Origin of the sequence: Caballeronia arvi (assembly GCF_001544695.2) — a bacterium.
GTDB lineage: Bacteria > Pseudomonadota > Gammaproteobacteria > Burkholderiales > Burkholderiaceae > Caballeronia > Caballeronia arvi.
Genome location: NZ_FCOM02000019.1, coordinates 46,636 through 59,010 on the forward strand (window position 1 = coordinate 46,636; position 12,375 = coordinate 59,010).

Annotated in this window: 12 protein-coding genes; 10 read left to right on the plus strand and 2 right to left on the minus strand. The window is 62.2% G+C overall.

The features are described 5' to 3' along the window. The first annotated feature begins 258 nt into the window (after positions 1-258). The 9 genes from recX (at position 259) to AWB74_RS21350 (ending at position 9,047) form a co-directional block, all read left to right on the plus strand. The gene (gene recX / locus AWB74_RS21310; protein ID WP_407642455.1) at positions 259-951 is read left to right on the plus strand and encodes a recombination regulator RecX; all 693 of its coding nucleotides are present in this window, start codon (positions 259-261) and stop codon (positions 949-951) included. 114 nt (positions 952-1,065) lie between these two features. Next, positions 1,066-1,704 carry a DUF2889 domain-containing protein gene (locus tag AWB74_RS21315; protein WP_061148722.1) on the plus strand — a complete coding sequence of 213 codons (639 nt, stop codon included), beginning with the start codon at positions 1,066-1,068 and terminating at the stop codon, positions 1,702-1,704. A gap of 106 nt (positions 1,705-1,810) precedes the next feature. Continuing rightward, positions 1,811-2,992 (plus strand): ADP-forming succinate--CoA ligase subunit beta, encoded by a 1,182-nt coding sequence (gene sucC / locus AWB74_RS21320; protein WP_309243196.1) that lies wholly within the window; start codon positions 1,811-1,813, stop codon positions 2,990-2,992. 94 nt (positions 2,993-3,086) lie between these two features. Beyond that, complete coding sequence (gene sucD, locus AWB74_RS21325; RefSeq protein ID WP_061148723.1) at positions 3,087-3,968, plus strand: succinate--CoA ligase subunit alpha; 882 nt, start codon at positions 3,087-3,089, stop codon at positions 3,966-3,968. Between the two features lie 106 nt (positions 3,969-4,074). Continuing rightward, positions 4,075-4,785, plus strand: a complete 711-nt coding sequence (locus tag AWB74_RS21330) for a TerC family protein (RefSeq protein WP_061148724.1) — start codon at positions 4,075-4,077, stop codon at positions 4,783-4,785. A gap of 108 nt (positions 4,786-4,893) precedes the next feature. After that, positions 4,894-5,484, plus strand: a complete 591-nt coding sequence (locus AWB74_RS21335) for a pilin (RefSeq protein WP_096032026.1) — start codon at positions 4,894-4,896, stop codon at positions 5,482-5,484. Between the two features lie 168 nt (positions 5,485-5,652). After that, complete coding sequence (locus AWB74_RS21340) at positions 5,653-7,458, plus strand: PglL family O-oligosaccharyltransferase (protein ID WP_061148725.1); 1,806 nt, start codon at positions 5,653-5,655, stop codon at positions 7,456-7,458. A gap of 223 nt (positions 7,459-7,681) precedes the next feature. Further along, positions 7,682-8,620, plus strand: coding sequence for a ParA family protein (locus tag AWB74_RS21345; RefSeq protein ID WP_061148726.1), 939 nt, complete (start codon positions 7,682-7,684; stop codon positions 8,618-8,620). A 10-nt stretch (positions 8,621-8,630) separates the two neighbouring features. After that, positions 8,631-9,047 carry a hypothetical protein gene (locus AWB74_RS21350; RefSeq protein ID WP_143749293.1) on the plus strand — a complete coding sequence of 139 codons (417 nt, stop codon included), beginning with the start codon at positions 8,631-8,633 and terminating at the stop codon, positions 9,045-9,047. A gap of 95 nt (positions 9,048-9,142) precedes the next feature. Here the strand turns inward: AWB74_RS21350 and moaC are convergent, their stop codons facing one another. Beyond that, positions 9,143-9,631, minus strand: coding sequence for a cyclic pyranopterin monophosphate synthase MoaC (moaC, locus tag AWB74_RS21355; RefSeq protein ID WP_061148728.1), 489 nt, complete (start codon positions 9,629-9,631; stop codon positions 9,143-9,145). A gap of 174 nt (positions 9,632-9,805) precedes the next feature. On the opposite strand from moaC, the gene AWB74_RS21360 reads away from it, so the two are divergent. After that, positions 9,806-11,791: a M48 family metalloprotease gene (locus tag AWB74_RS21360; RefSeq protein ID WP_061148729.1), complete on the plus strand. Its 1,986-nt coding sequence runs from the start codon at positions 9,806-9,808 to the stop codon at positions 11,789-11,791. Here AWB74_RS21360 and AWB74_RS21365 read toward each other — a convergent pair. Continuing rightward, complete coding sequence (locus tag AWB74_RS21365) at positions 11,788-12,372, minus strand: DUF2946 family protein (RefSeq protein ID WP_061148730.1); 585 nt, start codon at positions 12,370-12,372, stop codon at positions 11,788-11,790. The genes AWB74_RS21360 and AWB74_RS21365 overlap by 4 nt on opposite strands. Between the last annotated feature and the right edge of the window lie 3 nt (positions 12,373-12,375).

Sequence of the window (12,375 nt, forward strand, 5' to 3'; positions counted from 1 at the left end):
GATACGGCGGATGAAGGAACTGGCGACAGTTCCGAATCTGCCGATCGCTACGAACGAAGCAGCGAACGGCGTGGTGCATCGTCGAAGCAGGGCGGATTCGCGCGCAGTAGTAAGAAACGCGCCGACGCGAAGCCTTTTGCGTCGGCGCGTCGCGTTTTTGAGTCTGCCGATGCGGATGTCGATTCGAGCGCCCGCCGTATCGACGAGCAGGGCAACGCGAGCGATCGAACGGCGCGCCTCGAGCAGGCGCGCGCCTTGATGAAACAGGCAGCCGAGCAGCCGAAGGCCGAGCGTGCTTCGAACAGTGCCATCCAGCCAGACTCCGCTTCCTTCTCAGACCCGTTCGAAGACGCCGATCCCTTCGAGCCCTTCGAACAATGCGCGCCCGTTGCGGCCGCGCCGAGCGCATCGGACGAATCGGTCTACAGCCGTTCCAGCCAGCGCAAGCGCAAGACGCCGGCAAACGAAGCCAACAACCCCAAACGCCCGCAACGCTCGCTCAAAGGGCGTGCGCTTGCGTTTCTCTCGCGTCGCGAATACAGCCGCGCGGAGCTGTCCAGGAAGCTGCGGCCATACGTCGAAGAAGCGGATTCGCTCGAAAACCTGCTCGACAGCCTCGAGCGCGATGGCTGGCTCTCGAACCAGCGTTTCGTCGAAAGCGTCGTGCATCGGCGGGCCTCGCGCATGGGCGGCAGCAGGATCATCAGCGAACTGAAGCGCCATGCCGTCGGCGACGAACTCATCGGCGAAACCGCCGACAAGCTCGCGCAATCCGAAACCGCGCGTGCCCAGGCGGTCTGGGAGAAGAAATACGGCGTGCTGCCCGAAACGCCCGCTGAGCGGGCCAAGCAGGCGCGCTTTCTGGCCGCGCGCGGTTTCTCCGGCGGCACCATCGGCAAAATCCTCAAGGGTGGCGACGAAGACTTCAACGACGAATTCGTCGGCGACTGATCGCAGAATTTCCGCCATTCCCGCACGCGCGTGCCATTCGGCAAGCGCATGCCCGGCTCGAAATACCCAATATGCTAAAATTCCACGGTTTTCCCGTACCGGCTCACTTCCAGCATGCCTCTCTCGCCTCCCGCTCCCCGACAGTTGCGCCACCGTCGCGCGATTCGGCTGGAAGCGTTCGAGCGTGATGACGGCCTCTGGGATATCGAAGCCTGTCTAACCGATGAGAAGCCGCGCGACTTCCCGCTCACGACGGGTGTCCGGCTACACGGCCTGCCGATCCATGAACTCTGGCTGCGCATCACCATCGACCGCAAGCTCACCATCGTCGACGTCGAGGCGGCGTCCGACTGGTCGCCGTATGGCGGTCTGTGCGCCGAGTCCAATTCCGCGTATCGCAAGCTCATCGGCCTCAATCTGCTCCAGAGTTTTCGCCGCGAAGCCAACAAGGTGCTGCGCGGGACGGCCGGCTGCACGCATCTCACCGAATTGTGCGGCGTCCTTCCGACCGCTGCCGTCCAGGCATTCGCCGGCGACGTCTGGAAGATCGAAGACGGCAATCCTTTCAAGCAAGCCAACGAAGCAAACGCACCGCAGGACGAGCCGCCGTTTCAGCTCGGCCGTTGCCACGCATTGCGTTTCGACGGGCCCGCGGTCCAGGAGTTTTATCCGCGCTGGTTCGGCTACACACCTGCAGAACAGACCACACAGACGGAAACCGGCACAAAGGCACAAGACAGGCCGGAGACATGATCCGCTTCGATGCGTGTAAGCACCGCTTGCGCGCACGCACGGCATTCCAATAAAGAATCGAAGAATCAGCGGTTCAAGCAAACAGAAGTTCACTCCAACTCTCAGACTGAAGGAATCACGCATGAAGATTCACGAGTACCAGGGTAAGGAAATCCTGCGGAAGTTCGGCGTCGCGGTCCCGCGCGGCAAGCCCGTGTTCTCGGTGGACGATGCGGTCAAGGCCGCGGAAGAGCTTGGCGGCCCGGTCTGGGTCGTCAAGGCGCAGATTCACGCCGGCGGCCGCGGTAAGGGCGGCGGCGTGAAGGTCGCGAAGTCGATCGAGCAGGTCCGCGAATACGCGAACCAGATCCTCGGCATGCAGCTCGTCACGCACCAGACCGGCCCGGAAGGCCAGAAGGTGAATCGCCTGCTGATCGAAGAAGGCGCGGACATCAAGAAGGAACTGTACGTCGGTCTCGTGCTCGACCGCGTTTCGCAGAAGATCGTCGTGATGGCGTCGAGCGAAGGCGGCATGGATATCGAGGAAGTCGCGGAAAAGACGCCGGAACTGCTGCACAAGTTCGCCGTCGAGCCGTCGACGGGTCTGCAGGACAAGGACGCCGATGACCTCGCACGCAAGATCGGCATCCCCGATGCATCGATCCCGCAGGCGCGCGCGATCCTTCAGGGTCTCTACAAGGCGTTCTTCGAAACCGACGCATCGCTCGCGGAAATCAACCCGCTGATCGTGACCGGCGACGGCAAGGTCATCGCGCTCGACGCCAAGTTCAACTTCGATTCGAACGCGCTGTTCCGTCATCCGGAAATCGTCGCGTATCGCGATCTGGACGAAGAAGATCCGGCTGAAGTCGAAGCGTCGAAGTTCGACCTCGCGTACATCTCGCTGGACGGCAACATCGGCTGTCTCGTGAACGGCGCAGGCCTCGCAATGGCGACGATGGACACCATCAAGCTGTTCGGCGGCGAGCCGGCCAACTTCCTCGACGTCGGCGGCGGCGCCACGACGGAGAAGGTGACCGAAGCGTTCAAGCTGATGCTCAAGAATCCGAACCTGAAGGCGATTCTGGTGAACATCTTCGGCGGCATCATGCGCTGCGACGTGATCGCGGAAGGCGTGATCGTGGCGTCGAAGGCAGTGGACCTGAAGGTGCCGCTCGTCGTGCGCATGAAGGGCACGAACGAAGACCTCGGCAAGAAGATGCTGGCGGACTCGGGCTTGCCGATCATTTCGGCCGACAGCATGGAAGAAGCCGCTCAGAAGGTCGTCGCGGCAGCCGAAGGCAAGTAAGCGCATTCGCTTGCCTGCCTAAGAGAGCGTTCCACCAGATACGAATGGCGGCGCTGTGCTCATATAGCGACGCCAAACGAACAGAGGTCACTACATGTCGATTCTGATCAACAAAGACACGAAGGTCATCACGCAGGGCATTACCGGCAAGACCGGCCAGTTCCACACGCGCGCGTGCCGCGAGTATGCGAACGGCCGCGAAGCGTACGTCGCGGGCGTGAACCCGAAGAAGGCCGGCGAAGACTTCGAAGGCATTCCCATCTACGCATCGGTGAAGGAAGCGAAGGCTGAAACCGGCGCGACCGTTTCCGTGATCTACGTGCCGCCGGCAGGCGCCGCGGCCGCGATCTGGGAAGCCGTCGAAGCCGATCTCGATCTCGCGATCTGCATCACGGAAGGTATTCCCGTTCGCGACATGCTGGAAATCAAGGACCGCATGCGCCGCGAAAACCGCAAGACGCTGCTGCTCGGACCGAACTGCCCCGGCACGATCACGCCGGACGAGCTGAAGATCGGCATCATGCCGGGCCACATCCACAAGAAAGGCCGCATCGGTGTCGTGTCGCGTTCGGGCACGCTGACGTACGAAGCGGTCGGCCAGTTGTCGGCGCTCGGCCTCGGCCAGTCGTCGGCGGTGGGCATCGGCGGCGATCCGATCAACGGTCTCAAGCACATCGACGTGATGAAGATGTTCAACGACGATCCGGACACGGACGCCGTCATCATGATCGGCGAGATCGGCGGTCCGGACGAAGCGAACGCCGCTTACTGGATCAAGGACAACATGAAGAAGCCGGTCGTCGGCTTCATCGCGGGCGTGACGGCGCCTCCGGGCAAGCGCATGGGCCACGCTGGCGCGCTGATCTCGGGCGGCGCGGACACGGCTGACGCCAAGCTCGAAATCATGGACGCGTGCGGCATCAAGGTCACGAAGAACCCGTCGGAAATGGCTCGTCTGCTGAAGTCGGTTCTCTGATCGATGCGGGCAAGATACGCGAGGGTTTGGTACTCTTACTGATTCCTTTCGTATAAGTAAATCAAAGCGAGGGAGCGCTGCTTCCTCGCTTTTTTCTTTTTGCCTCATGCTTGAATTCTTTTCGACGCTCCATTGGGGCGCGGTCGTTCAGATCATCGTGATCGACATCCTGCTCGGCGGCGACAACGCTGTCGTGATCGCGCTCGCGTGCCGCAATCTGCCTGATCAGCAGCGCACGCGCGGCATTGTGCTCGGTACGCTCGGCGCGATCCTGTTGCGCGTCGTGCTGATCGCCTTCGCGGTCATGCTGCTCGACGTGCCGTTCCTCAAGTTCGTCGGCGGCGTGCTGCTCCTGTGGATCGGCGTGAAGCTGATGCAGCCGGACCACGACGAGCATCACATCAGTGCATCGGACCGGCTGTGGGCGGCGGTGAAGACGATCATCATCGCCGACGCGGTGATGAGCCTCGACAACGTGATCGCGATCGCGGGCGCGGCCGAGGCTGCGGACCCGCGGCATCGTCTTGCGCTGGTGATCTTCGGCCTGATCGTCAGCATTCCGCTGATCGTGTGGGGCAGCACGCTGGTGCTCAAGCTGCTCGACCGCTTTCCTGTCGTCGTGCTGCTCGGCGCGGGCTTGCTCGGATGGATCGCGGGCGGACTCATCATCGACGATCCGTTCGTCGACCGCTGGCCCGCGCTCAATACCGAGACCGTGGGTTATGCGGCGCGCGTTGCCGGCGCGTTGTTCGTCATCGCGGTGGGCTGGCTGCTCAGACGCCGCGCACTCGCCGATGTCAATCGTGCGGCGGGCTGAATTCTCCTAGGCCGTTTGGCCGACTGCCCGTCGTCTCCCTCTCTGAATACGATCGAAGCGTCTGTCCGCATTGCGCGGCGGGGGCTTTTCGACTTTCTGGGAGCAGCAATGACGACGATGGTGTGTGATGTGAGCGTGCCGCGCAAGCGGTGTGCATGGTGGTCCGGGCGCGCGCAGGCAGTGCTTTCGCGAGGCTTCACCTTGATCGAACTGATGATCGTGCTTGCGATCGTCGGCGTGATCGCGGCGTATGCGATACCCGCGTATCAGGATTATCTGGCGCGCAGCCGCGTGGGCGAGGGCATGGCGCTCGCGGCGTCGGCGCGGCTCGCGGTGGCGGAGAATGCGGCGAGCGGCGCGGATCTCGCGGGCGGCTATGCATCGCCGCCGGGCACGCGCAACGTGGAGTCCATTCACGTCGACAGCGACACGGGACAAATCACGATCGCCTACTCGACGCGCGTAGCGGCGGCCGGATCGAACACGCTCGTGCTCGTGCCGTCGACACCCGATAACGCGGATACGCCGACCGCGCGCATCGCGCTCAGTCGCGGCGCGGTGCAGGCGGGGTCGGTGACATGGGAGTGCTTCGCGGGCGCGAAGACTGCATCGTCGCTGCCCGCGCCGGGCGCGGGGCCGCTGCCGGCGCAGGTGCCGACGTTGCCCGCCAATCTGGCTCCGCCGGAGTGCCGTGCGTAAGCGGGCAGAGTGCGCGAAGCGCGGCGGCAGGAATTACGTCGCCGCCGCGCCTTCGCGCGCGTCGTTTTTGCACGAAAGGCAGCGATTTCGTAGCAATTACGGCCGTTCGCCGGACAGCCGGGGCAAAGTTTTGTATAGTGCGCCGGTTGCCGACGTTCCCAGTCCCTCATGCCCTCCCAATACGCGCGCTTTCTCTGCTTTGCCGTCCTATGCCTTGCGTTGACGTTCCCTTTCGCGGTCGTCAACCACACGTATCCGATTCCGACCTTCTACGCCGAGTACAGCGCGCTTGCGCTCTATCTGGCGCTCGGCGCGACGGTCGCGCTGCTCGTGCGCGTATCCGAACCGAAAGTGCCGTTCGCATCGCCGGTCGTCGCGCTGATGCCACTCGCGTTCGGCGTGCTGCTCGTCGCGCAGACGGTGCTGTTGCCGGTCGCGCAGCCTTCCATGAACTGGCTCGGCGGCGCCTTTCTGCTTGCGTCGTTCGTCGCGGTGCATACGGGCTTCGGATTCGTGCGCGCGGGCCTTGCGGAGAAGACGCTGCGTGTCGGCGCTGCCGCGCTGATGGTCGGCGGCCTGTTCGCGGTCTTCTGTCAGATCGTGCAGTTGCTGCATCTCGAAGTGAAGTTCACGCCTTTCGTGGTCGCGTACAACGTGATGATCGAAAGGCGGCCCTTCGGCAACATGGCGCAGGCGAACCATCTCGCGACCGTCATCGCGTTCGCGCTGGCGGCGGCGCTGTATTTCGTCCAGACGCGGCGGCTGCCGGTCGTGCTGTGGCTGATTCTGTCGGCGCTGTATTCGCTCGGGCTCGCGCTCACGGTGTCGCGCGGGCCGTGGCTGCAAACGGCGGTGATCGTCGTCGCCGGATTCTGGATGGCCTTCGTTCTGGGTCGCCCGATCGCATCGGAAGGCTTCGACGGGCCGGGCCGGCGCGATGTGCGAGCGTGGATCGTCCCGATCCTGCTTGCGATCCTGTTTTTCGCCGTGAATGCTGCCGTGCGCTGGGCGAATGTGCGCTACGACTTCGGTCTCGCGCAATCGGCGGCGGAGCGCATGCAGGACGCCAACCAGATCGCGCCGCGTCTCGCGCTGTGGAAGTACGGCTGGACGATGTTCAAGACTCATCCGCTGCTGGGCGTCGGCTGGGGCGAGTTTCCGCGCTATCAGTTCGATCTCGTGCGCGATCTTGGCGGCGTGGAGATTGCGAATAACGCACACGACATTTTCATCGACCTGCTCGCCAAGACGGGCGCACTCGGCGTGGCGATTCTGGTCGCGGGTGTCGTGTTCTGGCTGATTCGCGTGCTGCGCGCACCGCAGACGCCGGCGCGCATTTTCGCGCTGTCGCTGCTCGGCGTGCTGATGATGCACGCACTCGTCGAGTATCCGCAGCAATACATGTTTTTCTTGATGCCAGCGATGTTCATCATCGGTCTGTTGGAGACGCGGCCTTTGCGGCTCGTCGCGCGGCCGGTTTCGTATGGCGTCTATGTCGCGCTCGTGTTCGGCGGGCTCGCGGCTCTTTATCCGACGATGCGCGATTACAACCGCGCCGAAGTGCTTTATTACGGCGCGCGGCCGGCAGAGCAGTATCGCGAGAATCCTTCGTTCCTGTTCACGGCGTGGGGCGAGTACGGCGCGGCGACGCTTTTGCCGATCAACGCGCAGAACGTCGAGGAGAAGCTAGAGGCGCATCGGAAGGCGATTGCATTGTTGCCGGGCGAGACCGTGTTGCGTCGCTATGCCGTGCTGCAGGCGCTCGCCGGGCAGAAGGCCGAGGCGCTCGACACGATGGCGCGGCTCAAGATTTTCGCGATGCAGTTGCATGACTGGCCGAAGCAGCTTGCGGCCGTCTATCAGTTGATCGATGAGGCGGGCAAACCGCTCGAGTCGTTCAAAGCGGATCTGGCGAAGCTGTATGGCGTGCCGGCGGAAACCGAGACGCCTGCCGCGGAGGATGACGAGGAGTGAGGGAAACGGTCAGGGTGCGGGCGGTATGTGATCGCCGCCACCCAATCCCGCTTATTTCGCCCGTAGTGAAGTCACACCCAGTTTCCCGATTTGCTGCCTAAAAACAAGATTGACATCACCCCGTAAGGCTCAATAGTATCTCTCGCTCCATGATCAGACCATTGATCGGGAGCGGTGAGGCGTAGGCGACCTAAACAATAATCAAGGAACTCAGGGGTGCGAAATGGAGATAGTCGCAGTTATCAACTATAAAGGCGGCGTCGGGAAGACGACAGTAACTTCCAATCTGGCAGCAGAACTCGCTTTCCGTGGAAAGAAGGTTTTGGTATTAGATATGGACGCACAGGCGAGTTTGACATTCTCGTTCGTCACTCCAGATTTCTGGGATAACGTACTCGAAAAGAACTGCACAATCAAGTCTTGGTTTGACGCAATCAGCAATGGGAAAGAACCTCCTTCGCTGAGAAACTTTGTGTACTCCCCAATGCCTGTGAATAAGTGGGTGAGCAAAGAGGGCGGCAAGCTGGACATCATATGCTCGCATCTTGGACTATTGAATGTCGATCTGGAACTGGCAATTTTGCTAAGCGGAGCCAGTCTCCAGCAATCAAAAAATAACTACCTGAAAATCCACGGGCAGCTTCGCCGGGCAATGAAAGAACTTGCGGAAGAGTCGGATTACGATGTGGTTTTGCTGGATTGTCCGCCGAACTTCAATATCGTAACAAAAAATGCAATTATCGCTGCTGAGAAAATACTGATTCCAGCCAAGCCAGATTATCTCTCAACCTTGGGTATCGATTACCTGCAGCGAAGCGTCGGAGGATTGGTAAGAGCATACAACGAGTATTCTGAGATGGATGGCGATGAAGAGGCGATCGCGCCAGACATCATTGGCGTTGTTTTTACGATGATTCAACTCATGGGTGGCCAGCCGATTACTGCTCAGCGCCAATATATGGCGACCGTAAAGCGCAGTGGAACACCGGTTTTTGAGTCTTTCTTCCGTGAAAACAAAACTTTGTTCTCGGAAGCGCCCGAACATTCAATCCCTGTAGTCTTGAATCAATATAATTCTCCGGCTCATAGTCAAGTCGTCGGTGAAATAAAAGACTTCGTCAACGAATTTGAAGCGATTGTGGGAGCTGTCGAAGATGAGTGACGAAATAAACTTGGACACAGCCATCCTGAGTAAAATTCGTGTCGCATTGGACAGGCTGAGTGAAAGCGATCGGGAAAAACTTGGCGATCCGGCATTCGAAATGCAGATCAAATTGAGTCGCCGGCGCATTGCAAGCTCGCGCAAAACTTGCGAGATTCCTCTAGATGTTGTGGCGACAAAATTAAGCACATTTGATAGTCGGGATGAGGCCCAGTCGTACCTCAAGTCGGTGGCCAAGACAAAAAAGGATCTCGAGCAAATCGCTCGCCATTTCGAAATGGTCATTTCGAAACGAGACAAGATTGAAAATCTCGTTGACCGAATAGTCGAGACTACCGTGGGTGCGAGACTCAGATCACGAGCAATTCAAGGTGCGGATGGCCGAGAGAAGCTTGTTGGGACAGATCAAAAGAGGCTGAAAGCTTAGAAGTCTCCATGCTTTCGGGGACAAGACAGAGAGGCTCTTCCTAAGCCTCTCTCTGCATATTGCGCACGGTCTGATTTATCTTGAATCCTTGGTCGTCATTTCGCGTGATCCCCCGCCACCCAATCCCCCGATTTCCCCCCGTGCTTCTCCATCACCTTCACATCGGTGATGACCATCCCCCGATCGACCGCCTTGCACATGTCGTAAATGGTCAGCAGCCCGACCTGCACCGCAGTCAGCGCTTCCATCTCGACACCCGTTCGCCCGACCGTTTCCACGCGCACTTCGCAATGCACACCGGGCAGGGCTTCATCGACGGAAAAATCCACCGCGACGCGCGTGAGCGCCAGCGGATGACAAAGCGGAATCAGATCGGCGGTGCGTTTCGCGCCCTGAATCGCCGCGATGCGTGCGACCCCGAGCACGTCGCCCTTTTTCGCGCGGCCTTCGCGGATCAGCGCGAGCGTGCCTTCGAGCATCGCGATCGAGCCGCGCGCCACGGCAACCCGCCGCGTTTCGCTCTTCGCGCCGACATCGACCATGTGCGCCTCGCCGGCGGCATCGAAATGAGTGAGTCCGGACATAGCGTCTCCTTAGTGGGCGCCTATCATACCAGCGTGAATTCGCGCGGTTTTTAGCAAAACCTCACGGTCTCGCCCAACGCACGCCGCAGACGGGACGCCCCGTGCGCAACACTTGATACGATAAGCTCGTTTCCATTTTCGAGCCGACGATCGGCGCCTCGAAAGTTCCGCGCCATGCATCCGACACGTCCGAGCCGCGTGCTCGTTTCCTTCCTGTGCGTCGTCCTCGCCATGCCGCCCGCCGCGCTGGCGCAGACAGGCACGGCCGCCGCGAGCGGATCGAACGCCATGAGCGGAGCGGGCACGCTCGCGGCCTCGCAACTGCGCGCATCGCAAGAGAAAAGCGACGTGCCCGGCAATGTCGCGGAAGGTGTGTTCGGCGTCTACGGCGGCGCGGAAAGCCGCTTCGCGAATCGTCCCGGCACGATGTCCGGTCTGCGCGCACCGCTCGCATCCGTGCAGCTGCCCGATCTGGGCGATGGCTCCGGCGGCTCGCTCACGCCGCAAGCCGAGCGCAAACTCGGCGAGCGGATGATGCGCGAAGTACGCGTCGATCCCGACTATCTCGACGACTGGCTGCTGCGTGACTATCTCGATTCGATCTCATCGAAGCTGTCCGCGGCGGCGGCCACGCAGTATCTCGGCGGCTATCAACCGGACTTCGATCTCTTCGCGGTGCGCGATTCCCAGATCAACGCGTTTTCGATGCCGGGCGGCTTCATCGGCGTGAATACCGGCCTGATCGCGGCGACGCAGACTGAATCCGAACTGGCGTCGGTGATCGGCCACGAAATGGGTCACGTGCTTCAGCGCCATATCGCGCGGATGCTCGGCACGCAGGAAAAGAGCGGCTATGCCGCGCTCGCCGGCATGCTCGCCGGTATGCTCGCGGGGCTCCTGGCGCACAGCGGCGATCTCGGCATGGGCATCGCGATGGGCGGCCAGGCGTTCGCCGTCGACAATCGACTGCGCTTCTCGCGCGCGGCCGAGCACGAGGCTGATCGCGTCGGTTTCCAGATGCTCGCGGCCGCCGGCTACGATCCGTACGCAATGACCACGTTCTTCGAACGACTCGACCGCTCGACGATGGGCGATAACGGCGTGCCGCCCTACGTGCGTACGCACCCGCTGACGACCGACCGCATCGCCGACATGGAAGGCCGCGCGCGGCGCGTGCCGTACCGGCAGCCGCGTCAGTCGGCGGAATATGCGTTCGTGCGCGCCCGCGCGCGCGTGCTTCAGGTGAGCTACGCGAGCGATTATCGCGACGTCGCGAGCCGGCTCAAGACGGAAATCGAGGATCAGACGGCGCTCAATCCCGCATCGAACTGGTATGGCATTGCGCTCGCGCAATCGCTGATGGGCAACTACGACGCCGCCAGCGATGCCCTCGCTAAAGCGCGCCGCTTGTTCGAAGGCGAGGAGGCGAGCGCGGCGGCGGCATCGGCGCAGATTCAGCAGGAAGATCGCGCGCGATCGCCGAAGGAGGTCGCCACGACGAAACCGGCCGCGCCGGCACCGCGCAGTCTCGACGCATCGATGACCGCGACGCCGCTCAACAACGCGCGCGCGACGCTCGACATCGGCGGCGCGGCGGCCACGAGCGACATCACGCTTCCGCCTATTCACGTCTACGGGCGCGCGACGCCGCAGAGCAAACCGGTGCCCGCGCGGTCCGCGCCGTCCGTAGCCACGCCGCAGCCGCTGCGCAGCACGCCGAGCCTCGACGTGCTCGCGGCCGAGATCGCGCGCCGCGCGGGCCGCAACGACGACGCGATCCGTCTCGCCGAGATCGCACAGAAGCGCTGGCCGGAGTCGCACGCGGCCATCGACGTGCGTCTGCAGGCGCTGCTTTCCGCGCATCGCTACGCCGAAGCGCAGACGCTCGCACGCCGCGAAACGCGCGCAGAACCGGCGCGGCCGGACTGGTGGCTGTATCTCGCGCAGGCGAGCAAGGGGCTCAACGATCCCTTGCAGCAACATCAGGCGATGGCCGAGAAATTCGCGCTCGACGGCGCGTGGCCGTCCGCGATCCGCCAACTGAAGGAAGCGCGCGACGTGAAGAACGCGAGCTTTTACGATCTGTCGGCGATCGCTGCGCGCCTGCGCGATTTCGAGTCGCGCTACAAGGAAGAGCGCGACCAGGAGAAAAACGGCTAGCTTTCCGATGCCGCGCGTGTGGCGGGACTCGCGACGAAGCCGAAGCGCTCGGCAACGCGAGCGCGGGCGATCGGCTGCACGGGCAGATCGACGCCATCGCGCCAGTGAAAGACGCCGCCGGTGCCGGCATCGTCGAGCGATGCGTGATCCGCGAACGGTTCGAGATCGTGATCATGCAGCGCGGCCACGCGCGCGGGCGAAGCGCCGTCGGAAAAGAGGATGCCGCCTTCATCGTCGATCCAGGCGTGCGCCGGCTCGAACGGCGCGCCGGCCTGATCGGTCAGGCGCAACGGGCCGTCCGCCGCCGCATGCAGGCGCACGATCCACGGCGTGTACACCAGCTCCACATACACGCGCTGCGGCCCGTTCTGAAAGAACCATTGTCCCTGCGCATCGCACTCGTAATTGCGATTGATGAAGCCCAGCAGCGCTTCATGCCGGATCGGCTCGCCGAGTTCGCTGGCGGCCTGCGCGTCGTCGTCGCGCAGGCGCCATTGGCCGCGCCTGTCGAGCAGAAGCCAGCCCGTGCAATGCGGAACGTTGGGCCATTTGGCGAGCGCCTGCCTGACGATTTCATCCATGAT